21 protein-coding genes are annotated in these 25,690 nt (G+C 56.1%); 13 read left to right on the forward strand and 8 right to left on the reverse strand.

Annotation, left to right across the window (positions count from 1 at the left end; all coding sequences use genetic code 11):
- Positions 1 to 488: 488 nt before the first annotated feature.
- From AAFN47_RS13920 to AAFN47_RS13930, 3 genes are read right to left on the reverse strand one after another with little or no spacing between them, the layout of a single operon-like run.
- A complete protein-coding gene (locus AAFN47_RS13920) occupies positions 489 to 1,793 on the reverse strand; it encodes an NAD(P)/FAD-dependent oxidoreductase (RefSeq protein WP_499809847.1) in 1,305 nt (434 codons plus the stop codon).
- Between the two features lie 27 nt (positions 1,794 to 1,820).
- Positions 1,821 to 3,317 carry an aldehyde dehydrogenase family protein gene (locus tag AAFN47_RS13925; protein WP_499809848.1) on the reverse strand — a complete coding sequence of 499 codons (1,497 nt, stop codon included), beginning with the start codon at positions 3,315 to 3,317 and terminating at the stop codon, positions 1,821 to 1,823.
- Positions 3,314 to 4,423: a mandelate racemase/muconate lactonizing enzyme family protein gene (locus AAFN47_RS13930; RefSeq protein ID WP_499809849.1), complete on the reverse strand. Its 1,110-nt coding sequence runs from the start codon at positions 4,421 to 4,423 to the stop codon at positions 3,314 to 3,316. The genes AAFN47_RS13925 and AAFN47_RS13930 overlap by 4 nt, the downstream gene beginning before the upstream one ends.
- A gap of 197 nt (positions 4,424 to 4,620) precedes the next feature.
- Here AAFN47_RS13930 and pdxR point away from each other — a divergent pair, with 197 nt between their 5' ends.
- Together pdxR and AAFN47_RS13940 are read left to right on the forward strand one after the other, a co-directional pair.
- Positions 4,621 to 6,102 (forward strand): MocR-like pyridoxine biosynthesis transcription factor PdxR, encoded by a 1,482-nt coding sequence (gene pdxR / locus AAFN47_RS13935; RefSeq protein WP_499809850.1) that lies wholly within the window; start codon positions 4,621 to 4,623, stop codon positions 6,100 to 6,102.
- Between the two features lie 67 nt (positions 6,103 to 6,169).
- The gene (locus AAFN47_RS13940; RefSeq protein ID WP_499809851.1) at positions 6,170 to 7,789 is read left to right on the forward strand and encodes a GMC family oxidoreductase; all 1,620 of its coding nucleotides are present in this window, start codon (positions 6,170 to 6,172) and stop codon (positions 7,787 to 7,789) included.
- A gap of 2 nt (positions 7,790 to 7,791) precedes the next feature.
- Here the strand turns inward: AAFN47_RS13940 and AAFN47_RS13945 are convergent, their stop codons facing one another.
- Entirely contained in the window at positions 7,792 to 9,036 is a 1,245-nt protein-coding gene (locus AAFN47_RS13945; protein WP_499809852.1) for an NAD(P)/FAD-dependent oxidoreductase, read from the reverse strand.
- Positions 9,037 to 9,341: 305 nt separating this feature from the next.
- Here AAFN47_RS13945 and AAFN47_RS13950 point away from each other — a divergent pair, with 305 nt between their 5' ends.
- The 9 genes from AAFN47_RS13950 to eutC all read left to right on the forward strand — a co-directional run bounded on the left by AAFN47_RS13950 (position 9,342) and on the right by eutC (position 18,941).
- On the forward strand, positions 9,342 to 10,919 hold the full coding sequence (locus AAFN47_RS13950) for an ABC transporter substrate-binding protein (RefSeq protein WP_499809853.1): 1,578 nt from the start codon (positions 9,342 to 9,344) through the stop codon (positions 10,917 to 10,919).
- A gap of 70 nt (positions 10,920 to 10,989) precedes the next feature.
- Entirely contained in the window at positions 10,990 to 11,961 is a 972-nt protein-coding gene (locus tag AAFN47_RS13955) for an ABC transporter permease (RefSeq protein WP_499809854.1), read from the forward strand.
- Positions 11,961 to 12,878 carry an ABC transporter permease gene (locus AAFN47_RS13960; RefSeq protein ID WP_499809855.1) on the forward strand — a complete coding sequence of 306 codons (918 nt, stop codon included), beginning with the start codon at positions 11,961 to 11,963 and terminating at the stop codon, positions 12,876 to 12,878. The genes AAFN47_RS13955 and AAFN47_RS13960 overlap by 1 nt, the downstream gene beginning before the upstream one ends.
- A complete protein-coding gene (locus AAFN47_RS13965; RefSeq protein ID WP_499809856.1) occupies positions 12,875 to 13,897 on the forward strand; it encodes an ABC transporter ATP-binding protein in 1,023 nt (340 codons plus the stop codon). The genes AAFN47_RS13960 and AAFN47_RS13965 overlap by 4 nt, the downstream gene beginning before the upstream one ends.
- Positions 13,894 to 14,934 (forward strand): ABC transporter ATP-binding protein, encoded by a 1,041-nt coding sequence (locus tag AAFN47_RS13970; RefSeq protein ID WP_499809857.1) that lies wholly within the window; start codon positions 13,894 to 13,896, stop codon positions 14,932 to 14,934. The genes AAFN47_RS13965 and AAFN47_RS13970 overlap by 4 nt, the downstream gene beginning before the upstream one ends.
- Positions 14,931 to 15,959 (forward strand): dipeptidase, encoded by a 1,029-nt coding sequence (locus AAFN47_RS13975; protein WP_499809858.1) that lies wholly within the window; start codon positions 14,931 to 14,933, stop codon positions 15,957 to 15,959. Before AAFN47_RS13970 ends, AAFN47_RS13975 begins: the two co-directional genes overlap by 4 nt.
- Positions 15,960 to 15,992: 33 nt before the next feature.
- Positions 15,993 to 16,610: an HD domain-containing protein gene (locus AAFN47_RS13980; RefSeq protein WP_499809859.1), complete on the forward strand. Its 618-nt coding sequence runs from the start codon at positions 15,993 to 15,995 to the stop codon at positions 16,608 to 16,610.
- A gap of 181 nt (positions 16,611 to 16,791) precedes the next feature.
- Complete coding sequence (locus AAFN47_RS13985; protein ID WP_499809860.1) at positions 16,792 to 18,207, forward strand: ethanolamine ammonia-lyase subunit EutB; 1,416 nt, start codon at positions 16,792 to 16,794, stop codon at positions 18,205 to 18,207.
- A 20-nt stretch (positions 18,208 to 18,227) separates the two neighbouring features.
- Positions 18,228 to 18,941, forward strand: coding sequence for an ethanolamine ammonia-lyase subunit EutC (gene eutC, locus AAFN47_RS13990; RefSeq protein ID WP_499809861.1), 714 nt, complete (start codon positions 18,228 to 18,230; stop codon positions 18,939 to 18,941).
- Positions 18,942 to 19,349: 408 nt separating this feature from the next.
- Here eutC and AAFN47_RS13995 read toward each other — a convergent pair whose 3' ends face one another.
- The 3 genes from AAFN47_RS13995 to AAFN47_RS14005 form a co-directional block, all read right to left on the reverse strand.
- Positions 19,350 to 20,249: a site-specific integrase gene (locus AAFN47_RS13995; protein ID WP_499810093.1), complete on the reverse strand. Its 900-nt coding sequence runs from the start codon at positions 20,247 to 20,249 to the stop codon at positions 19,350 to 19,352.
- 101 nt (positions 20,250 to 20,350) lie between these two features.
- Positions 20,351 to 20,791 (reverse strand): excisionase, encoded by a 441-nt coding sequence (locus AAFN47_RS14000; protein ID WP_499809862.1) that lies wholly within the window; start codon positions 20,789 to 20,791, stop codon positions 20,351 to 20,353.
- A gap of 1,022 nt (positions 20,792 to 21,813) precedes the next feature.
- Positions 21,814 to 22,209 (reverse strand): hypothetical protein, encoded by a 396-nt coding sequence (locus AAFN47_RS14005; protein WP_499809863.1) that lies wholly within the window; start codon positions 22,207 to 22,209, stop codon positions 21,814 to 21,816.
- A gap of 680 nt (positions 22,210 to 22,889) precedes the next feature.
- On the opposite strand from AAFN47_RS14005, the gene AAFN47_RS14010 reads away from it, so the two are divergent.
- Entirely contained in the window at positions 22,890 to 23,048 is a 159-nt protein-coding gene (locus AAFN47_RS14010; protein ID WP_499809864.1) for a VOC family protein, read from the forward strand.
- 245 nt (positions 23,049 to 23,293) lie between these two features.
- On the opposite strand, the gene AAFN47_RS14015 is transcribed toward AAFN47_RS14010, so the two are convergent.
- Positions 23,294 to 24,304 carry a LacI family DNA-binding transcriptional regulator gene (locus AAFN47_RS14015; protein WP_499809865.1) on the reverse strand — a complete coding sequence of 337 codons (1,011 nt, stop codon included), beginning with the start codon at positions 24,302 to 24,304 and terminating at the stop codon, positions 23,294 to 23,296.
- 204 nt (positions 24,305 to 24,508) lie between these two features.
- Between AAFN47_RS14015 and AAFN47_RS14020 the strand changes: the two genes are divergently transcribed.
- Positions 24,509 to 25,627 carry a sugar ABC transporter substrate-binding protein gene (locus AAFN47_RS14020; RefSeq protein WP_499809866.1) on the forward strand — a complete coding sequence of 373 codons (1,119 nt, stop codon included), beginning with the start codon at positions 24,509 to 24,511 and terminating at the stop codon, positions 25,625 to 25,627.
- The last annotated feature ends 63 nt before the right edge of the window (positions 25,628 to 25,690 follow it).

Consider the following 25,690-nt stretch of genomic DNA (forward strand, 5'->3'; position numbering starts at 1 on the left):
ATGATCTGGGCTTCTTCGACAACAAGGAGGACCGTGTCGAACCGGCACAAAACCCATTCGCACCGGAGAAAGTGTAAACCATCTCTCCGGTATCAAATGTAAACCATGTGACAAGAATGGACCCTGAAAAAATTGGTCGGAGTGAGAGGATTCGAACCTCCGACCCCCTCGTCCCGAACATGGTTATCTTCGAGGAAAAGCCCAGTTTTCTGGGTTTTTTCATCGCCATTTATCACGCATGTTCACGTTCAGTTCGAGGGTTTCAGGTGGGTAACAGGTGGGTAAAATGATCAAGTGAACTTGCAGCCTTGCTCGTCGTCGTGAATGCGCTCGAAGTTCCGCCAATTGCATGCATTCTTGCGCTCGCTAAGCACGGACCTGGCGTCAGTTGGACTTAGGGCTGTCCGGGCAGGTGCATTGATTCATCTCTGTTGAGTCAAAGCGAACCAAAAGCTCAGCTTCAGTCTATCCATTCGGAGGTAAGGTGTTCAGTTCCTGGAATCACGCCACCGGTAATAATAGACCGAAGGCGCGAGGAACCAGGGATTGCCATAGTAGAGCGGACGCGTGTAAAATTCGGTTTTATCGAATCCCGAATTGCCTTCTGCGAGGCCGAGGACCTTCTGGCCTGATCGCCTTCCGAGGTAGCTCGCCATGGATACGCCGGAACCGCAATAGCCCATCGCGTAGTACATGCCGTCGTGACTGCCGGAATGAGCAAGTGTGTCAAAAGTATAGCCCACAAATCCTACCCAGGAATGGCTTATTCTGGCATTCCGGAGTTGGGGGAACAAACGGATCATTTCTGCATGGAGAAGCGGGCCGCTGACCATTGGGTCGGTCTCTCCGTGGCTGACGCGTCCGCCGAAGATCATTCGCGTTCCGTCAGGTGAAAGCCGATAGTAGTAGACGACCTTTCTGGTGTCAGAAACGATCCGGTCTTGAGGGATGACTTCGGCCATCGTTTCGCGCGGCATCGATTCTGTCGCGATCACGTAGCTGCCAATTGGAATTACTCTGCGCCGAAGCCAGGAGGTGACCTGACCGGTATAGCCATTCGTTCCAACGACAACGTCCCGGGCGACAATACGGCCGCGAGGTGTATGGACAACATAACCGTTTCCGGTTCTCTCAATACGGTCCGCCGGACAATGGTCGGCGACTGTCGCGCCAGCCTCCATCACGCGTTGAAGCAATCCCGTATGATAGCGGCCGGGATCGAGTACAGCATGACGATGCAAGATCACCCCGCCATGATAGCCGTCGGTGCCGATCTCCCGATGTTGCTCCGAACGAGGAACGATTTCAGTCTCGACCTCCAGACCCGGAATCTTTTGTTCGGCGTCCCGGCGAAGGGCTTCGAAAGCCTTGGGTGTATGGGCGGCGTGAAAGCGTCCACATACCCTGAAGCCGCAATCGATTTTTTCGTCCCGTGTGAAATCCTCGATCCATTTCAGCGCAGCGTGTCCCTCGCGCAGTATAGCATAGGCGGTCTTGTCGCCATGGCGCCGAGAGAGCTGATCAAACGAGGGCTTGACGCTCGTGCTGATCTGTCCGCCATTGCGTGTGCTGCAGCCTTCACCCACGACTCCCTTTTCCAGGACGAGCGTCGAGCGTCCGGCGCGCGCAGTCACCAGAGCGGCGTTGAGACCTGTGTAGCCCGAACCGATTACGAGAACGTCCACTTTGTCGGGCAGAGGCACGTCCCGCATTTTGGGACGAGGAGAGGCCTCCCACCAGTAAGGGTCGGTCCTGATATCCTGTGTGAACACACGGTTCTGATTGCTATGCAAATTTGTCCCCGTTCCAGTGGCGTTGCGTCAAGAAATCCGAGCGGCGACGCTCTTGAGTTTCAGGTATGTGCGCATCCCCTCAATTCCTTTCTCTCGCCCGAATCCCGACATCCTGTTGCCGCCGAAAGGCACCGATATCCCGCCGGCGAAATACTCATTGATAAAGATCTGGCCAGCGTCGATGCGGCGTGCGAGTTGATGCGCAGTGGCGAAGTCACGCGTGTAGATACCGGCGACGAGCGCGTAATTGGTCGAATTGGCTATTGCTATCGCCTCTTCGACGTCTTCCGCGATCTGAACCGTCAATACTGGACCGAAAATTTCGTCTTGTGCGATCGGATCGTCGACAGGCGCGTCGTCGAAAATTGTTGGTTCGTAGAACCATCCCTTGCCGGTTTCCGGATCCGTCGTGACTGTCCCGCCTGTGACGATTTTCAGCGCGCGGGCGCGAGCGGCGTCTACAGCGGAAGAGATCTTTGCGAGATGCTCCGAAGAGTTGATCGCCCCCATGTCGGGTCGCCGCAGTCCGTGGCCCAGCGTCAATCCTCTTGCGCGCGACACAAGGGTTTCCATCAGAGAGGAGTGGGACTTGCGGGTGACGATGAGGCGGGAGCCTGCAGAGCAGATTTGACCGGCGTGTTCATAGATGGCCCCGATTGCGCCATCGACCGCTGCAGCCATGTCGGCGTCGTCGAGAACCACCAGCGGTGATTTACCACCGAGCTCCGGGAGTACGCTTGTGACATTGCGCGCCGCAGCACGAATAACCTCGATGCCCGTACTGGTGGAGCCGGTAAAACTGATGTGGCGCACGAGCGGATGTGAAACAAGCGGAGCGCCGGCGGTGATCCCTCTGCCCGTAACGACATTCAATACGCCCGCGGGCAGGCCGGCCTGAATAAGCAGTTCCGCGATCATCAGAGCGGTCAGCGGCGTCTGTTCTGCAGGCTTTACGACAGCAGTGCAGCCGGCCGCTATCGCCGGCGCTATACTGCGCGAAACGGTGGAAATAGGATAATTCCAAGGGATGATGTGGCCGGTGACGCCGACGGGCTCCCAATTGGTGTATGCCAGATATTCGGGTCCGAGCGGGATCGAGCGCCCCTCGAATTTGTCGGGAAGACCGGAGTAGTATTCAAAACAGCGCGCCGCCCCCATCACGTCGCCTTCGGCTTCCTGCAAGGTCTTACCGGTATCCAGGCATTCAGCTACGGAGAGCCGTGCTGCATGTTGCCGGATCAGGGACGATGCGCGCGACAGTACGGCGCCGCGCGACGCCGGCGTCGCTGCACTCCATTCGCCATTGAATGCGGCATGCGCGTTCTCGACAGCGTACTCGATGTCGGCGGCGTCGCCGTCAGCGAATTCATGAAACGCTTCGCCATTACCCGGATCGAAGCTCTCCATCATTCCACCATTGATGGGCGGCGTCCATTTTCCGGCAATAAAATGTCGATTCGGCAGATCAGTTATCCGGCGCGTGTCTTTGTATTCGGCGACCAGCGTCGACAAGCCGTCGCTCATTGATCCATCTCGCTTAACTGGTATTCGGATTGCTCGAGCCAGTGTGGGTCGATCTCCACACCCCAACCAGGTTCGTCGGAAACTCGGATATGACCACCCTCAATGGTGTACGGCGAGCGGACAAATAGACCTTCCTGCCAGGGGTAGTAGTCTGGTCCCTCGATGGAGAATTCCAAATATTTTCCAGCATTGGGAATTGCCGCCAGGAAATGCATGGTGAATAGCGTAACCAGGCTCATATTGGCGGCGTGGGGGGTCACCGGCAGGCCTGCATCCGCCGCCATTGCGGCAACCTTGAGGGACCGGCACATCCCGCCGAGATAGAGAACATCTGGCTGCACGATATCGACCACCCTGTGCTCGATGATCTGCTTCCATACGAAAAACTCGCAATCCTGTTCACCGCCTGCAACGTCTATGTCCAGCGTGTTCGTGACCTCCAGCGTCTGCTCAAGTTCCCAGTACGGGCAGGGCTCCTCGTAATGGACCAAACCGTTGTCTTCCATAATGCGACCTACCTCGATCGCCCGTGCGGGGGTGTAGCAGCTGTTGGCGTCGGCAAGAAGGTCAACATCGTCGCCGAGCGCTTTTCGTATTGTCGGAACGATTTCTTCGGTCCGTCCTGGCCATTCATCCTGATTACGGCCAACTTCTGCGCCGACGCGGAACTTGAACGCGTCGAAGCCGTATTCATGGCGGAGTCGTTTGAAACGTTCGGCTTCCGCCTCAGGCGTTATGTCGCGCTTCATGGAGGAAGCGTAAGCGCGGAGCGAGGTCGGCTTTCCTCCAAGAAGTTCGACGACAGGCTTTTCGGCAAGAATTCCGCGCAGGTCCCACAGGGCAGTCTCTACGCCTCCCATCGCGCGTCTGAGATGAGAGCCGGTGAACTTGTGCTCCCGCTCACCGACCAGGTTCAGAACATCCTCAAGATCACAGTCGACAGATTGTCCCAAAATCCAGGGAGCAACCTGTCTGTGAAGCACCTGAGCGGTAATATCCGCATGATAAGGGGCAACCTGACCCCAGCCGCACGCTCCGTTTGCCGCGGTTACCTTCACGAAGGCAACGTGCGGTGTCGAGAATGTCTCTATAGTTTTGATTTTCATGTAGAATTTCACATAGTTTCTTGACGGCGAAGGCGCCTTTAACGGGCTTACCGCACTGCACATGGTCAACAACAGTCTTGTCAGGGGCAGACATTGTGCACAAATTGGTCCCTTGTTAAGGTCCACTTTGATTAAGCTGGAATGCCAATTCTAATACTTGCAGTTCCCGTTCAACTATCCGATTGGAGAGATTATTCGTGAAATACGCTGGCGGTGTGCTTCTCCCGACATTACGGATCGACCGCGAGTCCGGTCGGCCGATCGTGGCGCAACTTGTCAGTGCAATGCGCGATCTGGTCTTGTCTGGCGTGCTGGAGCCGGGACAGCGTCTTCCTTCAAGCCGAACATTCGCCCAGGACCAGGGGATTTCACGAACGACGGCGATCGGTGTTTTCGAGTCGCTTGCGGCGGAAGGGTTGATCGTGTCTCACGTGGGTTCCGGCTCATATGTCAGCGATATCCTCAAGGCGAAGGCCGAAACCATCTCGACCGAAGCGGACAGGCACAAGAGACAACCTAAGCGACTGGCGAATCTGACAGAGCAGGCATCCGAACAATTTTTTCCGAGGCTCGCCCATCCTACCAAACCCCGGCCTTTCGTGACCGGGTTGCCAGCGCTCGATCTTTTTCCCATTCCGCTTTGGTCCAAGCTGATGGCCCGTCACTGGCGCGCGGCGCGCGGGATCGCCCTTGGCTACCCTGAACCAGCCGGGCAACCCGAACTGCGTCGCGCTATCGCCACCCATCTTCGCGCAAACAGGGGCGTCGTTTGCGAACCCGAAGAAGTCTTTATCGTCAACGGCGCGCAGGAGGCGTTCAACAGGATTGGCAATACGCTGCTTGATCCCGGTGATCCGGTCTGGTTTGAAAATCCGGGACCAATCGGGGCACGCAACAGCCTTCTGTCAAGTGGTGCGAGGCTTGTTCCATTGCCTGTCGATAATGAGGGCATCAATGTCGCGGCGGGCCTGAAAGCCGAACCCGACTTCCGCCTTGCCTTTGTCACGCCATCCCACCAGCATCCGCTGGGCGCCGTGATGAGCTTGCAGCGACGCTTCGAGTTGCTGCAAGCGGCGGAACGGGCGGACGCATGGATCGTCGAGGACGACTATGACGGGGAGTTCTACTACTCCGGCCATCCACCGCCAACGCTCAAGAGCGTCGACACCGTAGGGCGCGTGATCTATGTCGGGACGTTTTCAAAGTCGATCTTTCCGGGTCTGCGAATTGCATTCATGGTGGTAAGCAGCCCCTTGTCGGAGGTGTTCGACCGCATCGCCGGTGCGACTTTGCAGGGAGCCTCGACCATGGTTCAATCTGTTGTCGCGAACTTCATCGAAGAGGGGCACTTCGCAAGTCATATCAGGCGGATGCGTAAGGCCTACATGGAAAGGCACGAAGTTCTGATCGATGCGGCGTCACGGCGGCTCGCCGGGGCGGTCGACGTGAAATCCACCGAAAGCGGCATACAAACCGTCGGCCATCTGTTGACCGATCATGACGAAACCTCCGTAGCTGAAGCTGCGGCGGCCCTTGACGTAATTGTCGCCCCGCTAGAACGCTTCTGTATCGCGCCTATTGACGCCAAGGGTTTTGCTCTCGGATTCAGCACGTCGACACCGGCGCAGATACGAGCAGGGGTAGACAGGCTTGCTGATGCTATCGATTCGCTTGGATAGGAAATGGTTTGCCTGAAATTCCTTAATGGCTGATGCTGGCGTGTAATCGACCTGATAGCTACCGGCCATGGAAAGCTATGACTTCATCATCGTCGGCGCCGGCTCTGCCGGTTGTGTGCTGGCGGACCGCCTCAGCAAAAACGGACGCTACCGGATTCTCATTGTAGAAGCTGGGGGCAGCGACCGAAATTTCTGGGTGCGTATGCCCATCGGTTACGGCAAGACCTTCTACCACCGTGACCTGAACTGGCGGTACACGAGCGAGCCAGTCGCTGGGCTTGCCGACCGGCAAATCTATTGCCCGCGTGGTCGCGTGCTTGGCGGATCCAGCTCGATTAACGCAATGGTCTACATTCGAGGTCAGAAGCAGGATTACGACCTGTGGGAAGAACTCGGAAATCCCGGCTGGGGCTGGAAGAGCGTGCTGCCGCTCTTCAGGCGTCTGGAGGATAATTCGTCTGGCCCCAATGATTACAGAGGCTTCGGAGGGCCTCTTCGGGTCACCGCAATTACCGGTTCGGAACATGTTACATGTTCTGATTTTTTCGGAGGCTGTGAAGCGGCGGGCTTGTCCTGGAATGATGATTTCAACGGCGCGTCACAGGAAGGCGTCGGACTGTACCAGATCACGACGAGGGACGGGATACGCGCATCTGCAGCCTCGGCTTTCCTTCGGCCTGCAATGCGAAGGAAAAACCTCCGGGTCATTACAGGCGCGCATGTCTCGAAGGTCGTTTTCAACGGTCGGCGCGCGTCGGGTATAACCTACGTTAAGGGCGATCAGATCGTCTCGGTCGCAGCCTCCCGCGAAGTGATCCTTTCCGCTGGCGCCGTAAATTCGCCGCAGCTTCTTCAACTTTCCGGTGTCGGCGCTCCCGAATTGTGCGCTGCGAACGGCGTTCCGCTGGTGCACGCCCTTCGTGGCGTCGGAGAAAATCTTCAGGATCATTTGGGCCTCGACTACATTTACCGGGCCAACCGCCCGACCCTGAATTCGGTGCTTCGTCCTTGGTGGGGACGTCTTTCTGTCGGGATACGCTACCTGCTGACCAAGTCGGGTCCCCTTTCGATCAGCGTCAACCAGGCTGGCGGATTTTTCCGCACGGATCAAAATCGCGTGCGGCCGAACATGCAGCTCTATTATTCGCCTTTGAGTTACACCCGTGGAGCCCCCGGTGTGCGGAAGCTTATGCTTCCTGATCGGGAACCCGGCTTTCTTTTGGGAATTTCCAATTGTCATCCGAAAAGCCGTGGATCGGTCACATTGCGCTCGGACAATCCATTCGATCCACCGGTCATACAACCGAATTACCTTTCTGCTGATGAGGACGTAGAGGAATTGATCGACGGCTGCATGATGCTGCGCCGCATTGCGGCGGCAAAGCCGCTGACTGAAATAATAGAAGATGAAATCCATCCGGGTTCGGCAACGATAACCCGCGAGCAGATGGAAGCGGACCTGCGCGCACGCGCGAGTTCGGTATTCCATTTGAGCGGCACCTGCAAAATGGGCCCGGGAGCCGTATCGGACGTCGTCGACGCTCGATTAAGGGTGCATGGACTCGGTGGATTGAGGGTTGTTGACGCCTCAATCTTTCCAGAACTGCCTTCCGGAAACATCAACGGACCTGCAATGATGACCGGTTTGAAGGGTGCAGAACTTATCCTCGAAGATCATAACGAATGATATCAAAACCTGTCCGGACGGTAGACTGAGAGATCGATGTTCGGGCGGCGTCTGCCGGCCAGATCGGCAATGATGCGTCCCACCTTAGGTCCGATGGTCAGGCCGATATGCTGACCGCCATATGCATGCAAAATATTTGGCGCGGACATGTCTTCCCCGATCACCGGAAGGCTGTCTGGCGTGGTCGGTCGGCGGCCCATCCAGTTCTCCGTCACGTCGAACTTGAGATTGGGATAAACTTTCCGGACGCCTTTCTTGATCACCTCGAGCGGGCGACTTGAAGGGGGAGCATTCAAACCTCCGAACTCCGCTACTCCGGCGGCGCGCAGGAACCCATCCATCGGAGTCATGATGATCTTCGCGTCGGATACAAGGTATGGCTGCGGTGCGGTGAATTGCGGGTCTCGAATGGCGATATGATAACCGCGTTCCGCCTCAATATTCATGCTCACTCCAAAGGCGCGGGCAATTTTGCCGGACCATGCGCCCGCCGACAGCACAATCTTGTCGGCGGAAAGTATCTCGCCGCCTTCAAGCACGACACTTGGCGCTGTTCCAGGCGTGATCGACATTACGCGGGACTGCCGATATCCGCCTCCATTGGATTTGAAATGCGAAAAAATGGCTCTGACATAGCCGCCGGGTGACGACAACCAGCAGATGTCCTTGAAGACGGTCGCGAAGTTGTAGTGCGGTCCGATATTCGGATCGCGTTCCACCAGTTCCGCACGGTCCATTTTCTCGGGATAAAGCCCATATTTCCCGCGTATCTCGGCTCCGAATACGTCGCTTTCGTAATTTTCCCTCTGGGGGAACAGGCTCACGAATTCACCGCTGCAAATGAAGGTTTGAGCGTCGGTTCCGCGAACGAGCGCCAAATGCTGTTCGTTTGTGTCCGACGTCATTGTCGCGATGCCGACTGAAATATCGCGAACCCGTTCCGGTTTTGCATTGCGAACGAAAGGAATGAGCCAGGGGAGGAGGCGGGGCAGGTAAGACCATCTGAGAAATAAAGGGGAATCGGGGTCCAGAACCATGGATGGGGCCTTGCGCACCATCGATTCCGTAGCCACAGGCATAACCGACGTACGAGACAGCAGGCCTGCGTTGCCGTAGGATGTCTGATCCTCGGAACCAGGCTCCAGCGGATCGATCAGCGTGACATCCCACCCGTCTCTGCGCAGCCATTCTGCAGTACACACGCCAGTGATCCCCGCGCCAACGATCAAGACTGTTCCAACACTCACGGGCCGACTCCTGTTTGATAATATGCAACCCGAACAAGTACGCTCAAAGCGGTCTGCAACACAGGTCCATTTAAACAGAAGATCCAAAGCCAATAGTGAAGGAATCTATGCTGTTTTGAGAGTTCAACAGTACTGGATTGTTACTGAGCGCAGCTAGCCTCGTTAGATTAATGGTATGGTTATCTTTTCGCAATGGACCTTATTATAAGACCAATTTTATCGTTGCTTTATTAGGTGAATTGTTTCGTCTCTGTTCGGTGCAAAGTGCCGGGCACGAACACTGTTACCAACACAAGGGGAACACAATGAACAGAGTCCTGGGACTGATTGTTCTTATAATGAGCTCGGTAATGTCGGTATGGTCCTTTGCTGCAGATAGTGAACTGCGCGTGGCCACACCGAACGATCCATCGATTGACCCACACTTCCTGTATGTTTCCACGAATGCTGCCTACGCGCGTCATTTGTACGGAAAACTGGTGGATCTGGATGGCGATGGCAACGTTATTCCAAGTCTTGCCGTGGAATGGAAGAACATCGACGAGAATAACTGGGAACTGAAACTCCGTGAGGGTGTGAAGTTTCATGATGGCTCGGATTTCGACGCCAAGGACGTTATTGCGTCCTTTGAACGCGTGCCCAATGTGCCAAACAATCCGGCGAGTTACGTCTCGAACACCAACATGATCGAGTCCATAACTGAAAAAGATCCGCATACGATTGTGATCACGACCAAGATGCCGTACGCGCTGCTGCTTCGCCGCATTTCTGGTATCGGCATAATTCCCTCTGAAATTGCGGAGACCGATACTACCGAGGACTTTACATCAGGTAAGGCGGCAATCGGAACCGGACCGTACAAGTTTTCCGAATATGTGCCCGGAGATCGCTACGTTATCGAGCGCAATGAAGATTTCTGGGGCGAAAAGCCGGCCTATGAAAAGGTGATTTTCCGCATCATGCCCGAATCCGCTTCGCGCATGGCTGCTCTGCTTGGTGGCGACGTGGATTTGCTCGAAGGGCTTCCGCCAGCGACGGTGGAGACGCTCGAAGAGCGGGACGGTTTTTACGTCGCGCAGCGCCCGTCGTCGCGGACCATGTGGCTGTTCATCGATACACATAACGAAGTATCGCCGTTCGTACGCGACAATGACGGCAATGCCATGGATACAAATCCGCTACTGGATCCTAAGGTGCGTGAAGCGCTCTCGCTTGCTATCAACCGTGACGCCATCGTCGAGCGCGTGATGGGTGGACTGGCCGAACCGGCCAACCAGATTGTCGCCGACGGCTGGTTCAGTCATAGCCCGAACATTCCAGAAGCGAGCTACGATCCGGAACGAGCGAAGGCATTGCTCGCCGAGGCCGGATATCCTGATGGTTTCCAGCTGACGATCCATGGTCCGAATGACCGGTATCCCAATGATGAGAAGGTCGTTCAGGCGATCGCCCAGATGTTGACCCGCGTTGGCATAAAGACCGAGGTTGCGACAATGCCCAAGTCTATATACTTCGGTCGGATGAACGAAAGGGAATTCAGCCTCGCCTTTATTGGATGGGATAACGGACTCACCGGCTCGTCGCTCATGTCGCTGAGCGCCGCCTTCCACACCCGCGATAAAGATGCTGGTGAAGGATCATGGAATGCAGGCGGTTACTCGAATCCTGAGTTCGATGCGGCGATCGAAAAAGCCGAAGGTGCGTTTGACATGGATGAGCAGGAACAATCCTTGATTCGCGCCATGGACATTATGATCGCCGAGGATAAAGCGGCTGTGCCTCTCTATACCCAGTTTGTGATCACCGGCGCCAAGGATACCGTGAGCTATACTCCGCGTGTCGACGAACACTTCTCAGCCATGGCGGCCAAACCCGCCGAGTAGACTGACAGACCTGGCTCGGGCCTTCGCCTGATCGATTGGCCCGAGCCTCGCTTTAATCAAGAGCCATCGGATGACCATATTCCTCATACGGCGACTAATGCAGAGCTTCGTTGTTCTGCTGATCATGTCGCTGGTCGTGTTTGCCGGAGTTTATGCAATTGGCAATCCGGTGGACGTCTTGATAAGCCCAGAGGCGACGGAGTTGCAGCGTGAACAGACAATCCAGCAACTCGGCCTGGATCGGCCGATGTGGGAGCAGTACCTCATTTTCCTGAAGAATATCGCCGAAGGAAAACTGGGTACTTCATTTGTGCACAATCGACCTGCCATCACCCTGATTCTGGAGCGCTTTCCGGCAACCTTCGAGCTGGCTTTTTCTGCGCTCGTCATCGCCGTCTTTTTGGGAATTCCGCTTGGCCTTTGGGCGGGCCTCCGAGCCGACAGCTTCTCGGGCCGGTCGATAATTTCCGGTTCCATTATCTTGTTCAGTATGCCGACTTTCTGGGTTGGCCTCCTCATGATCATCGCATTTGCGATCAACCTCAATTGGCTGCCGACTTCGGGGCGGGGCGAAGTCGGAACATTTCTCGGGATACGATCCAGCCTGTTTACGATCGATGGTTTGCGGCATCTCGTTTTGCCCGCAACCAATCTTGCCCTTTATCCGCTGGCCTTGATCATTCGCCTGACCGCGTCGGGCACCAGTGAAACAATGTCGCTGGATTTCATGCGGAGCGCCCGCGCCAAGGGATTGCACGCCCCGCGCATCGTGTTCGTGCATCTTCTGAAGAATATTCTTATTCCGATCGTCACGGTGATCGGCCTGCAGTTTTCCGTCATCCTGGCGTTTGCTGTCGTGACTGAAAGTATTTTCTCCTGGCCAGGAATGGGAAGGCTGATAATCGAGTCGATCAATCTTCTGGATCGGCCCGTCATCGTCGCCTACATTCTGGTGACCATCCTGATCTTCATGCTGATCAACCTGTTGGTGGACGTCCTCTATTCGTTCCTCGATCCGCGCGTTCGCCTGGAGAAGATGTGATGGCTGAGTTGACCGCCGGAGAGCAGCGTACCGAGGTGGAGAAGCCTACATCCGGCTTTCGTCTCTTCGTGGCGCGCTATGCTGAACGCAAATTGTCGGTCGTGGCGCTAGTTGTTTTGATTGGCGTGGTCCTCGTCGCCTATGTCGGTCCCGTTTTTACGCCGCAGAATCCGTTCGATCTCGCTCAAATAGATATTCTCGACAACATGCTGCCGCCCGGCTCTGAAAGCATGACCGGAATGACCTACTGGCTTGGCACGGACGATCAGGGGCGCGACCTCGTCAGCGCCATTGTCTATGGTCTCCGCATCAGTTTGACAGTAGGCGTTCTCAGCGGGTTCCTTGCTGTCATTATCGGTTGCGTTGCGGGCATCACGGCGGCCTACGCCGGAGGATGGGGCGAACGCATAATCATGCGCACAGTCGATCTCTTTCTCGGGTTCCCGAGCTTTCTGATCGCGCTGATCTGTCTTGCTGTTCTGGGTCGCGGCGTCGACAAGGTCTTGTTCGCCCTGGTCCTGAGCCAGTGGGCCAATTTCGCACGCGTCATACGCAGCGTCGCGGTAATCGAACGCGAGAAGGAATACATGTCGGCGGCGGGCGGACTGATGCTGCCACGTCACCGTATCATTTTCCGTCACCTGCTGCCCAACTGCCTGCCGCCGCTGATAGTGGTCGCCACCGTGAACGTTGCCTTCTCGATCACTCTCGAAGCTTCTCTCTCATTTCTGGGCGTCGGCCTGCCGGTTACCGAGCCTTCGCTGGGGCTCCTGATCGCCAATGGCTATGAATACATCATCACAGGAGATTACTGGCTCAGCGTCTATCCCGGTATCGCGCTGGTCGTGACGATCGGCAGCATCAACCTTGTGGCGGACAGGCTGCGCGATATCCTCAATCCGAGGAACGACCAATGACGCCGGCCTCGCAAAAGGCCGTCGAGCCCACGATCGAGATAGAGAACCTGAAGACCTACTTCTTCACTCGATCCGGTGTCGTGAAATCCGTCGATGGGGTTTCCTACTCCGTCGCGCCAGGTGAGATCCTGGGAATTGTGGGCGAGTCCGGATCCGGCAAGACAGTCACCGGCATGTCGATAATGGGGCTTATCGAGAAGCCCGGCCGGATCGTCGAAGGTTCGATCCGTTTCAAAGGCGAGGAAATAGCCAACGCATCCGAACGACGACTGCGTCAGTTGCGCGGCGGGGCGATTTCGATGGTGTTTCAGGATGCGACTACTGCTTTGAACCCGGTGCTGCGAGTCGATACGCAGATGGTCGAAACGTTACGCGCGCACAAAAAGATTTCTCGGCGCGAGGCGCTGAAAGCGGCGGAAAAAATGCTGGCGCGGGTCGGAATTCCGACGCCGGAAAAGCGTCTCAAATCCTACCCGCACGAGTTCTCCGGAGGCATGCGGCAGCGTGTTTCGATCGCAATGGCTCTGTTGAACGATCCGGATCTGATCATCGCTGACGAACCCACGACGGCGCTCGACGTGACGGTGCAGGCTCAGGTGCTCCTGGAGACACAGAAGTTGTGTCGTGAAAAGGGAACGAGCCTGATCTGGGTCACGCACGATCTGACCGTCGTAGCGGGTCTCGCGGACAAGGTTTGCGTGATGTATGCCGGAAGGATTGTTGAAAGCGGATCCGTCGATGACATTCTCGACAACCCGCAGCATCCCTACACAATCGGGCTGATCGGATCGATCCCCAGTTCCAACACCCGTGGGAGGAAGTTGCAGCAGGTCGAGGGAACGACGCCTTCACTGCTGAACATCAAACCTGGATGCGCCTTCCGCGAGAGGTGCTGGCGCGCCACTTCGGCCTGCCAGGAAGAGCCGCCTGAATCTTCATTCGGACCAGGTCGGACTGTGCGTTGCTTCCATCCCTGCCTGGAAGGCGAGAAATACGAATCGGCGGGTTTGAACGCATGAGATCGACCGAAACGACGCCCGCCGCGCGCCCCCTGGTACGGCTGAAAAATGTCTCGAAGAAATTCACCCGGGAACTCGACCTGGCGGCGCGCCTCGCACAGAAGCTGGGGGTCGACATAAATGAAGAAACCGTCCACGCCGTAAACGGCATCAATCTCGATATACACAAAGGCGAAGTTGTCGGTCTCGTCGGCGAATCCGGCTGCGGCAAGTCGACTCTCGGTCGGGTGGTCAGCGGTCTGTTGCCTGCTTCGACCGGCGAGATCGAGTTTGACGGAGAGACGATCGACAGCGCAACGTCTCGCAAGAGGCCCAAAGATTTGGCTTTGCGCATACAGATGATTTTCCAGGATCCCTACGCGTCGCTCAATCCGCGCATGCGCGTGGGCGAGATAATTTCCGAAGCGCCGCGCGTTCACAGGATTGTGCCGCCGAACGAACTTTCCGCCTATCTCGACAAGGTTATGGAGCAGTGCGGGCTCGATCCGGCGTACAAGTCCCGCTATCCGCACCAGTTTTCGGGAGGCCAGCGTCAGAGGATCGCAATCGCCCGAACATTGGCGGTCAAGGCGGATTTCATTGTTTGCGACGAAATCGTTTCAGCGCTCGACGTTTCCATTCAGGCGCAGATCCTGAACCTGCTCCTGGATCTCAAACAGGAACTTGACCTGACGACTCTCTTCATCAGCCACGACCTTGGAGTGGTCGAGCATGTCAGTGACAGGGTTGCGATCATGTATCTGGGACGCATGGTCGAATTCGCGCCGACGGAAATGCTGTTTTCCAATCCGCAGCATCCATATACGCGCAGCCTTCTTGAGGAAGTGCCGAGCCTCGACAAGCGCAACATGAATTATTCAGCGATCGAAGGCGAGATTCCATCTCCTTTCGATCCGCCTCCCGGCTGCCAGTTTCACCCGAGATGTCCGTTCGCAACAGCGGAATGCCGAACCGTCGCACCCGAACTACAGGTTTTGGAGAGCGGACATACTTTCGCGTGCCACCACCCCCAAGGAGAAATTGCGGAAAGCCAATGACAAAGCACGAGAACAATTTCGATGAATGGAATGTCACCGAGGAAGCTGCAAAGCTGCATGCCGACGCGCTGGTGGTCGACCTGACGCTTCCGTGGATTCCGGAGGCCGAGATTCGCGAGAAGGAATCCGCCCTGGACCGGTTTGAGGCGTCGGGTTTCGATTTCCTTTCCCTGAGCATCGGAGTCGAACGCATGTCGCTCGCCCAGACCATGCACTACCTGCTCGATACGCGAGATGGTTTCGTCGCCCGCCCGGATCGGTTTGTCTTTGCAGAAAGCGTCGCGGATATCCGAAAGGCAAAGGCGGATGGAAAGGTCGCTATCGGATTTCACTTCCAGGGGAGTGAAATGCTGGAGCGGGACGTACGGATGGTCAAGGTATTCTACGATCTCGGCGTGCGTCATATGCTGCTCGCCAAAGACAACCGGACGCAAGCAGCGGACGGTTGCTACGAGCCGGCCGATTCCGGGCTCAGTACCTACGGTCGAGCGCTGGTTCGCGAGATGAACCGGGTCGGGATGATCCTGGATTTGACGCATATGGGGCACCGGAGCACCATGGAGGCCATGGAAATCTCGACCGAGCCGGTGATCTTCTCGCATTCCAACCCGTTCGGCATTCGTCAGCAGCGACGCTGCATCAAGGATGATCAGATCAAGGGTTGCGCGGAAAGCGGAGGGGTCGTCGGCATTGTCGGTTTTGGCCATTTCATGAAGAATTATGACATCTCGCCAAGCTGCTTCTTCGAGAACATCGACTACATTGCGCAGCTTGTGGGGCCGAAGCACGTCGCGCTTGGGCTGGACTACGTGTTCTTCCCGCAGCGTTTTCTCGAGGATGTGAGATCGAATCCCGGCGCCTGGCCGGCCGAGTACATGCAGAACATGCAGGGTTTCAACTATATGCCGCCGGAGGACCTGCCGAAGGTGACCGAAATCATGCTGCAACACGGGTATTCCGACGACGATGTCAGGGGCGTGCTCGGAGAAAATTTCCTGCGCGTGGCGGAAAAGGTTTGGAAATAGGCGAACCACGATCGCAAACAAGGAGAACTGCAAATGAAACAGGTAAGTTTCACTCAGATGAAGGATGGCACCAAAGAGGAGTATGAGTTCCTCAGCCAGCACTACAAGGATCACAAGAAGCTGACGCCGCATCGTCTGATCAGCGAGCTCGCTTCGCAGGAAGAGGAAACAGTCGAAGGCTACAAGGTAAGCCGTCTCGGTCACGCCTTGCAGGCTGCAACCCGCGCCTACAATGACGGCGCTGACATAGACTGGCTCGTTGCAGCGCTGCTGCACGATATCGGCGATGGTTTCGCGCCGGAAAATCATGACCAGTTCGCCGCCGCCATCCTTCGACCCTATGTACGCGAGGAAGTCGCCTGGACCGTTCATCACCACGGGCTTTTCCAGACGGTGTATTACAATCACTTCTTCGGACGCGACCAGAACGCGCGCGACAAGTACAAGGACAATCCCTACTACCAGACCTGCGTCGAATTCTGTGAGCGCTGGGATCAGAATTCATTTGATCCGGACTACGAATGCAAGCCGCTGAGCTTCTTCGAGCCAATGGTTCATGAGGTTTTTTCGAGACCCGGACATGATCCGGAAATACAGCAGCCAGGGGTAGTCAAAGGTCTTCCGCCGAGGGCAGAGACGAGCGCAAGCTAGGTCCTTTCTTCCGACTTTATATTTGACAAGGTACACATATCGGCATCCATCGCCTGGTGGGCGCCGATAGCCCAGAATTCCGCTGACGCCCGGGAGGTAGAAGCTGATAGCTGGCTTGCATTCGCAAGTCACGGCGCAGACTTGTGCGTCGGGGAAGTAATCTTTCCCGAGAGGTTTTGCCATGCGCTTTCAAAATTCCCAGACGGCTCCGGTGCGGGTTCGACTTGGCGATGAGACATTCGTATTCGACAATCTCAAGACATTGCTGGCTCAGGCGTCGCCGCGGAAGTCCGGTGACGAGCTTTCAGCTGTCGCTGCTCCAGACGAGACGACCAGAGTGGCGGCCCGGTATGCGCTTGCGGATGTTCCTCTAGAGCGATTTCTGGAAGAACCGCTCGTTCCCTATGAAGAGGACGATGTCACGCGGCTTATCGTCGACACGCATGACAGGAAGGCTTTTACAGCCATCGGGGCCATGACCGTCGGGGAATTTCGCGAATGGCTGCTTTCCAGTTCGGCGAACGCCGATGTGCTCCATTCCGTTGCGCCGGGTCTGACGCCTGAAATGGTTGCTGCAGTTTCCAAGCTTTGCGGCAATGGCGATCTCGTGGAAATCGCATCCAAGGTCAATGTCGTCACTGCATTTCGCACGACTGTCGGATTGGAAGGGCGTCTTTCGGCAAGGCTGCAACCCAATCACCCCACCGATGATCCGAAGGCCATTATTGCGGCTACCCTCGATGGGCTTCTTTATGGCGTGGGCGACGCGGTCATCGGCATCAATCCGGCAACCGACAACGTCGATCATTGTCGGATGCTCCTGTCTCTGCTCGATGATTTGCGGCAAAGACTGGAGATACCCTGCCAGACTTGTGTGCTGACGCATGTCACCAATTCGATCGAGATCATGGAGCGATCGGGGCCGGTGGACCTCGTTTTCCAATCGATAGCAGGAAGTGAGGGCGCCAATCTCGGGTTCGGCGTCTCCCTGGCCACACTGCGTGAGGCTCAGGACGCCGCACTTGGTCTGAAACGGGGCATGGTGGGCGACAATGTGATGTATTTCGAGACCGGCCAGGGCGCGGCATTGTCAGCAGGCGCAAGCCATGGCGTCGATCAGCAGACGATGGAAGCGCGCGCCTATTCCGTAGCGCGTGAATTCTCCCCGTTGCTGGTCAATTCGGTCGTCGGATTCATCGGTCCCGAGTATCTGTTTGACGGCAGGCAAATCACGAGGGCCGCGCTCGAAGATCATTTCTGCGGAAAATTGCTCGGTCTGCCGATGGGATGCGACGTCTGCTACACCAATCACGCTGAAGCGGATCAGAACGACATGGACAACCTGGCTCTGCTCCTGGCGATGGCCGGGGTCAACTTTCTGATCGCTGTTCCAGGCTCTGACGACATCATGCTCAACTATCAGAGCCTTGCCAATCACGACATCGTTCGTCTGCGTCACCTGACGCGCCGTCGCGCCGCGCCGGAATTCGAGAGTTGGCTCATGTCCATCGGGCTTGCGGACAGGAACGGCAGAATTCCGACGAAGCTTGCGCCGTTTCAGGTTTCACAAATACTCGCAGCGGAGTTGTCAGCATGAGCAAGGATGATCATCTTTCCGTGCTCAAGCGCTACAGCCACGCTCGCATCGGTCTGGGACGGGCAGGGGACGGATTGCCCAACCGCCATATCCTTGATTTTTCTCTGGCCTACGCAAAAGCACGCGATGCAATCCATGGTCAGGTCGACTTCCAAAAACTTGCCGATGAGTTGTCCCCGCGTCGCATAATACGCGTTCAAAGCGCAGCGCATGATCGCGCGATATATCTGCGTCGTCCCGACCTTGGTCGGAGGCTTGACCGTGAATCGGCTTCAATTTTGCCAAGTGGCCCGTTCGATCTTGTTGTTGTAATCGCGGACGGGCTTTCCTCCTCCGCCGTGGATCATCATGCAGCGAAGCTCGTGCTGTCCCTTGAGGCGTCATTGCGGGAATTGACGATGGGTCCCACAATATTTGCTGAGCAGGCCCGGGTTGCAGTGGGCGACGACATTGCCGAAAGAATGAACTCGGCAATGGTCGTCGTGCTTATCGGCGAGCGGCCCGGACTGTCTTCCGCAGATTCACTCAGCGCTTACGTTACATATGGCGCATCATCCCGGAGTCGCGACAGTGAACGAAACTGCGTTTCGAATATCCATTCCCGAGGTCTTTCAGTCGTCGATGCATCGCAGAAGATCAGTTGGCTTGTGCGGGAATCGATGAGGCTGAAGCTCTCGGGAGTTAGGCTGAAAGAAGCTGCTCCACTTCACTCAAATGTTCTATCTTCAGAATGATTGCGGTTCAGAGTCCTTTTCCTTAGATCAGTAATTCGGCTGGTTAATATTTGTTCAAGAGTGCGACATGCACTCCAAGGACTCCTGATACGAATCGTGCATCGACGAAAACCTGACGACGAGATGGAACTGGAATCTGTCGAGCAGACACTCTTCTCGGTTTCGCGAATGTAATTTCAGACGCCTGCACTCAGCACGTTTCGTCGCGCAGAATATGCTCAATTTGCGGGAACATCCGAGAGAACCGTAGAGACCGTCGAGGAAGAAATCGAGACGTCGTGCATTTTCGCAAGATGTTGAAGGTCTAGCTGTGTAACCTTCATCAAATTCGTGGCCATTCTGGCGCGCTGCTTTTCGCTGAGCAGGGCCGATTTGCAGTGGGTGTTTTGAATGATGATACGGGTGTGGTCAGCCCAAGTTCACCACGTTGCTTCTTTCGGTGCGCTTCGGCAACGGCCGCTTGGCCGTAATCCGTGCGGCCGCGTCTGCCTGGAAATCGGGATGATGGTGGTAATACGTCGATCGGAGCACAGCCTCTGTCATGCCGAGATAGTCGGCGGCATCCGACAGGGTAGCGCCGTTCTGCATCAACCAGGTAGCTGCTGTGTGGCGCAATACATGCGGCGTGACATCGGTCTGAAACAATCCGTCTTCGGCATACCAGCCTAGACCGGCTGCTTCGCATGCAGCCTTGAAGCCCTTCTTTACTGAGCTCACCGGCTTGCCGCTCCACTCGACGACATAGTCCTCGGAGATCATCCGGCCGATGTTTTTGCTCTTTCCGCGATTCTTCGTCTTGATCTCCAGTGGTGTTGTCGACCACCGGCGCAGATGTGCAAGAAGGCGATCCGGGATTCGGACCGGAGGTTGCCGCTTCTTTGTTTCCTGTTGTCTGGCTGGACGACGAAAGAAAACGCCTTGTTCCAGGTCCACATAACCGCAGCCCTCTGTTGGCCTGATAGCTGCTCCGCAGATCGCTCCAGAACGCGTTCCGGTGTAGAGACCAACGAGGATGAAGCGTGCGACGTGTCGGCCTGTTCTGCGGTCGCTCTCCTGTCCTTTCCAACTCTGTTTCATCCGCCACGCAGCCCATAGTAACCGCGCAGCCTCGTGTCGAGTCAGCCATCTTTGTCGTCCGACCGGCTTGTTCGGCAAGATAACGGCTGGAACCGCCGTTACATAACCTTCCGCGTAATAGTGATTGATCGCTGCTCGCAGATCCTCAAGCTGGCGTCGTGCTGCTGTTGGCGTCGAGGCTTCTGAAGCGTATCGCCGGCAGGCATTCCCGTTGATATCGGAAAGATGCATGCGACCAAAGAATTTGAGAACCTGAAGTAGCCGCGCGCCTGTTTCTTTCGGGTCCTTGTGAAAGGGCGCCCTGTCTTCAAGATATACGCTTATGATATCAGCTACTTTGACCTGATCCGGACTACGGTCTCGGTGTCGCGACGGGGTGTACTTGGCGGCGATGTAGGCTGCGAGTTTTTGATCAGCTTCCACGCGGCCATCTTTGCCGCAGCCAGTGCTGAATCGCTTTCCTCCGTCCTCGATGTACCATCCGGCAGCGTTTCTGATATTCCCATTCTTCTTCCGGCTTTCTCGTCGCCAGACAAGTCTGGCGCCTTTCGATGGACGCGGCATCGTTCCCTCATTCGCTGAATCTCGGCCAGGGTGACGTACTCCTTGCCGGCAATCATTTCGGTGACGAGACGGCCGCGATCACGTTCCTTGCGCAAACCTGCCACCCCCATGGTGCCATCAGGGAATGCTATTTTAGCGGCAATGTCCATTCGAATGGGTTCTTCTGGTTGAAAAATCGTTGGATTGCCGGACTGTTTCTTCGCGATCATTGGCTAACGTTTAAAACAATTGAGGGTATGGATGCAGAGTGGGTGTCGAGCTGTTCCGGTCTATGATCGAGGTAGCGCTGCTCTCACTTCAATAAACTGGCGAAGACACCAGCATGCAAAGCGAGGACGATGATGTTTGTGTGGCAAATCATCTCTCCAGCCGGACCCGGAACCAATAGCAAGACTACCTTTATCGACCATCCCCGCGTTCCTCTTGCGTCGCACAATACTTGTCCTGCTACGATAAAAGCTCCAGGTCAGGGTAAACCAACACATTGCCATGGGACACATATCGGTTCGTCTCAACCGGTTACGCCAGGAAAAATAGTCAATTACACTGATGTGGGGATTGGCTGACTATGGCCACGTACCGCACTATTTCTGGTGTTTTATCAATCTGTCCATCGAGGTTTTACCAGGGCTCGCGGTTTCGGCAATCGCCTAAACCTGGATGGAGATGAATAACGAGCGGTTGACAATTGGCATCCGAATTTCGTTGGCTGTCTCAACTCAAGACGGCCTTCTGGATCTATGCTCTCCAGGCTTCCGACACATTTGGCCATCGTCCGGATCATCGATAGCTTAGGCCCTGACCCTCACCCTGGCCACATCCAAGGTGTGTTCCGAACCTTGAGAATTGTCGATCCTTTCCGGTTTGCAATTGTCAAAATCGGGATCGGTGTGAGAACGCCAACCCCCTGTACCCCGGGGTACCCCCGGCTCCGGGGAAGGGCTTGTCCCGAGCGGGTATTCGGGGAGATGTAACTGCCGCCAGGGTCGATGCCGCTCGCTGCCCGTTTTAGCGGTATTGCCGAATAACCAGGACCGATCCCGCTGATTCCCAATAAGCAGGATAATTGAAGCTTTATGCAGAATAATCAGCAGCTTACCAAAACCGTGAGACGGCATTTCGTGAGACGCCGTCAGTCGTTCGCTTCTAACTCATTGATTTCATTGGGCTCGGTAGTCTTGATCGGCTCACCCGTCGACAGCGCCTTCTGGCCGGCGATCCGCTGGCCTTCCTACCGCTGGTTCGTCCCCAGGTCGATAATCAGCGTCGGAAGCCGTTCGTCGATGATCTCGACCTGCGTTGGCTTCTTGCCGTGCAGGTATGGCGCGAGGTTCGACGCGACAGTTTGCTGTTCATTGATTATTTCAAACGGACCCGGCCGGCGCTTAGCGTCCGTCCCTTGCTCGAAGAACCAGTGATAGAGCTCGACCGGGTCGGCGGTGAGATACTGCGCCATGGCGACCAGCGGATCCGTGAAGCCCTGCGCCTGGTAATACCGCTCGAAGTCCTTGGTCTTTTGGTTCGACGCGCCCTTCGGCCGCCCGCGCCGCGCCATCTCCTCCGCCGCGCCATACCGGCTAGGCTCAGTTTCCGCCTCCGGAAAATCCCCGTCGGCACGCTCTCCCAAAGCCTCATCGTCTGGTCGAAACAGATCACGATCCCTACCCGTACAAACGATCCGATTATTTTAATGGTTTCGCCGGAGCGAGGTGTCTTGCTGTAAAGGCAAAAGTGTCTTGTTCCTTGTCTTGATATTTCTTTTTATTATCAATCATTTATATAAAACAAGACACCATAAGACACCAAGACACCCTCTCTCTCATGTACGCGCGCGCGTGCACATGTGTGAGTAAATGGGTGTCTTGTGGTGTCTTGGTGTCTTATCGCTTGCGCTACAAGGGTTTGAAGCAAGACACCTGACAAGACACCGGCAAGACACCTTCGTTTGATTGATCACAGAGCCGCTTGTTCTTGCAGACTATGCGCGATCGGATGCAGTCAACCGCGACCATATTTGAATTCAGAAAGTTTCGGGCAGGGTAGGGGTAGTCTGGTCAGCTCGTTGTCGTGAGAATCGGATGGAAATGAATATTCTGCATGCGATTCGGATATACAATACTATCAATAGAATTCGTTCAGTCACCAGCCTTCGTGCGGCATATGCTAGCCTATGATACTCCGAAAAAGGACATTACTCGCGGCTTGTTTGAAGCTTTAAGACAGTCGGGAGTGTCATTTGCCGAATAGCCAAACTGGTTACACCGGATCGTGTGGACGGACGTTCACCAAATTTATGGCGCGCTCCAAATGCCACCGGCGAACAGCGATGTGGGAGGTGTCCACCTTGGTTTCATGGTAGTGGATATCGAGGCCGCCATCACGCATCTCAAAGCCCATGGCGTCACTGTGCAGGGTGAGCCCACGACGGCGGCGAATGGTCCATCGGAAAGCCTGACATGGGTCTAATTTCTGGCGCCTTGGGGTATGCAGATGGAGCTCGTGAGTTATCCACAAGACATGATGGCAACTTGTGCCAGCCCAGAGGCGCTTTGGTCGTCGAAATCGTGAAAACAGCTTGTGTATCGCGCGTGATACTAACGACATGAAGGTTCACCGTCGCGGAAATAGATCAAACGCGATTGAGCTCGTGCAACAGCGATGGCATCGGACCAGGCTCTGCCGTCAGAGCAGTCGCAATATGAACAAATGCTTCACGCTGATCGGCGAACGATAAGTTCCGGCATAAATGTCCTGCTGCCAGCTTTATCTTTTTCTCCTGCGATCAGAGAGTGGAAAAGCAGCGCCGCGTGTTCGCCGACTTCTCGGATCGGATAGGCTACCGTTGTCAAAGGCGTAGAGAGGACTTGGGCTAGTCTCGTATCGTTGAAACCGGCGACGGCCATGTCTCCGGGGACCCTGAGTCCACGTTCTCTCAGGGCTTCGATTACGCCGATCGCTATGGCGTCGTTGTGGGCGAAAATCGCGGTTGGCCTTTCCTCGCATTCAAAAACCAGATCAAGCGCTTTTTTACCTGCCGTCGGCGTCGCTTCAGCCGTGTATATTGGTTTTGTCACCTCCTTGACGCCCAAGTCGGCGCAGATCCTGGAAAACCCCTGGGCGCGCAGTTTGAAGGTTGTGGCGAGGGGAGGGCCCTGAACCTGGCAGACAAACTTGTGTCCGCGCTCCACGAGATGACGCGCCACCATGGCGCCGCCCTCGCGGTCGTCGCACAGCGCCGAAGGAAGGTTGAGAGCGGCGAGCGTCCTGATTGCGAGGATGACCGGAACTTCGCGTGAGGCGTCTTCCAGCGCCCGCTCATCGGCTTCCGTCGAAGCAAGCGAAATGATTGCATCGACCCGCCGCGAAAGAAAAGTTTCAATCAACCGGCTGGCCGCGTTCGGCTTATCGCGGGTCTCCGCGATCAGGGGTGTGGTCACGGGTATTCCGTCCACATTCAGTGAGGCGATCAACGTTCGGATGACATTTATAAAGGTCTCGTTTTCGAGGTCCGCGACCAATACGCCGATCGTCTGAGACCTTCCTCGGCGCAATGACGCAGCCGTCAGATCCGGACGATATCCAGCGTCGATCGCCATTCGCCGGACTTTCTCGCGTGTCTCAGGGGCGACGAGATGCGCTTTGTCCTGGCTTAACGCGCGCGAGATTGTGGATCGGTCAACTCCCAGGCGGTGGGCGAGTTCCTTCATACTCGGTCGTCTCATTTGTTGTAGTCCTCCCCGCTGCGCCGGGTCCTGCCAGCATCGGTTGTTATGCCCCACATATCAATTGACATGAATATCCTTGGCAATCATACAAAAGCTGCATAAAAACTATGCAATCGATTGATAATTGATATTGCAATCGATTGACAAGGCATTATTAGGCAATTATGCCTCCAGTTATCAACAAAGAGCAGGGAGGTGCTTATGCTTAGAAAATCTGTCCTCGCGATCGCAGCGTCGCTCATGGTGGCGTTGCCGCTTTCAGTCAACGCCCAGGAGCCGGACGGCAAGCTGGACGGCGAAGGCAAGGAAATCGTGGTGCTGATGCCGAGCCGCAGCAATGCCTATCTGGCTCAGTGGATCCGCGGCGCCGAGAAGGCTGCCGAGGAAGCCAACTACAAGCTCACGATCATCGAGAACAATTTCGATCAGACCGAGCAGGACGCGCAGGCTCAGCAGCGTATCAATTCGCCCAACCAGCCGCTCGCTTACGTATGGTGGCCCGCCGACAACCAGGCGGGGCTCGCAACCCTGCGCCGTCTGAGCCGCACCGATGTGCCGGTCTTCCAGGTCAATCAGGCCGTTCGTCCCGAAGCTGAGAACATGGTCGTGGCCTATGCCGGCGTCGATGACGTTTTCAACGGACAGGTCGGCGGCAAGAACGCGCTGGCCGCACGCGAGGCGTTTCTCGCTCAGGGCGGTGAACTTTCCAGTGAGGGCGGCAATCTTGTCATCCTGAAGTTTATCCCCGGCTATTCGGCCGGCGACGACCGTGAAAAGGGCTTCATGGAAGCCACCAAGGATGCGCCTTTCAACGTGGTTGCGTCGGAATATGCGGGATTTGACAACGCCAGCGGCTACAAGGCCATGAGCCAGCTCATCCCGAGCATCCGCAGTGGTGGCATCGATTTCGTTTATGGCGGTTCCGACGGCCCGGTAACGGGTGCGGTGCAGGCTCTCGAGGAGGTCGGTCTGGTTCCCGGCAAGGACGTGTTGCTGTTCAGCGCGACCTGCATCGCGGACATTTCAGCGCTGGAGTCCGCGAAGGAATTCGCCACCGGCGTACAGTCAGCCGGCCTCGAAGGGTGGTTCTCCATCAATGTGGTGGCCCGCTACTTCGAATATGGTGAAACCGTAAAGGACGGCACTTTCATTGCGCCTGACGATGCGGATGCGCGGCCCGAATTCAATGCCGCGCCGAGCAAAATCAACATCATCCCCAACCCGCAGGTTGTCGTCGGGACCGATCCGGGCACGGCAAAAGAGAAGCTGGCGGAATTCAAGCTCTGGGGTGAGACCTTCCAGGATCACTGCGTCTACTAACGCTTGAAAGGAGGCGCCGCCTCCGGGCGGCCCTCCCAAACTTTCTTTGACGCGCGGCGCGCC

It is taken from the genome of Hoeflea sp. CAU 1731 (assembly GCF_039888615.1).
Classification (GTDB): Bacteria; Pseudomonadota; Alphaproteobacteria; order Rhizobiales; family Rhizobiaceae; genus Flavimaribacter.

Excerpts from the sequence above, each read along its gene's own strand:
- AAFN47_RS13925 (WP_499809848.1), bottom strand. The coding sequence starts at position 3,317 with ATGAGCGACGGCTTGTCGACGCTGGTCGCCGAATACAAAGACACGCGC.
- AAFN47_RS13930 (WP_499809849.1), bottom strand. The coding sequence starts at position 4,423 with ATGAAAATCAAAACTATAGAGACATTCTCGACACCGCACGTTGCCTTC.
- AAFN47_RS13940 (WP_499809851.1), top strand. The coding sequence starts at position 6,170 with ATGGAAAGCTATGACTTCATCATCGTCGGCGCCGGCTCTGCCGGTTGT.
- AAFN47_RS13950 (WP_499809853.1), top strand. The coding sequence starts at position 9,342 with ATGAACAGAGTCCTGGGACTGATTGTTCTTATAATGAGCTCGGTAATG.
- AAFN47_RS13960 (WP_499809855.1), top strand. The coding sequence starts at position 11,961 with ATGGCTGAGTTGACCGCCGGAGAGCAGCGTACCGAGGTGGAGAAGCCT.
- AAFN47_RS14015 (WP_499809865.1), bottom strand. The coding sequence starts at position 24,304 with ATGAGACGACCGAGTATGAAGGAACTCGCCCACCGCCTGGGAGTTGAC.
- AAFN47_RS14000 (WP_499809862.1), bottom strand. The coding sequence starts at position 20,791 with ATGATCGCGAAGAAACAGTCCGGCAATCCAACGATTTTTCAACCAGAA.
- AAFN47_RS13970 (WP_499809857.1), top strand. The coding sequence starts at position 13,894 with ATGAGATCGACCGAAACGACGCCCGCCGCGCGCCCCCTGGTACGGCTG.
- AAFN47_RS13980 (WP_499809859.1), top strand. The coding sequence starts at position 15,993 with ATGAAACAGGTAAGTTTCACTCAGATGAAGGATGGCACCAAAGAGGAG.
- AAFN47_RS14020 (WP_499809866.1), top strand. The coding sequence starts at position 24,509 with ATGCTTAGAAAATCTGTCCTCGCGATCGCAGCGTCGCTCATGGTGGCG.
- AAFN47_RS14010 (WP_499809864.1), top strand. The coding sequence starts at position 22,890 with ATGCCACCGGCGAACAGCGATGTGGGAGGTGTCCACCTTGGTTTCATG.
- AAFN47_RS13955 (WP_499809854.1), top strand. The coding sequence starts at position 10,990 with ATGACCATATTCCTCATACGGCGACTAATGCAGAGCTTCGTTGTTCTG.
- AAFN47_RS13995 (WP_499810093.1), bottom strand. The coding sequence starts at position 20,249 with ATGCATCTTTCCGATATCAACGGGAATGCCTGCCGGCGATACGCTTCA.
- AAFN47_RS13965 (WP_499809856.1), top strand. The coding sequence starts at position 12,875 with ATGACGCCGGCCTCGCAAAAGGCCGTCGAGCCCACGATCGAGATAGAG.
- AAFN47_RS13985 (WP_499809860.1), top strand. The coding sequence starts at position 16,792 with ATGCGCTTTCAAAATTCCCAGACGGCTCCGGTGCGGGTTCGACTTGGC.
- AAFN47_RS13975 (WP_499809858.1), top strand. The coding sequence starts at position 14,931 with ATGACAAAGCACGAGAACAATTTCGATGAATGGAATGTCACCGAGGAA.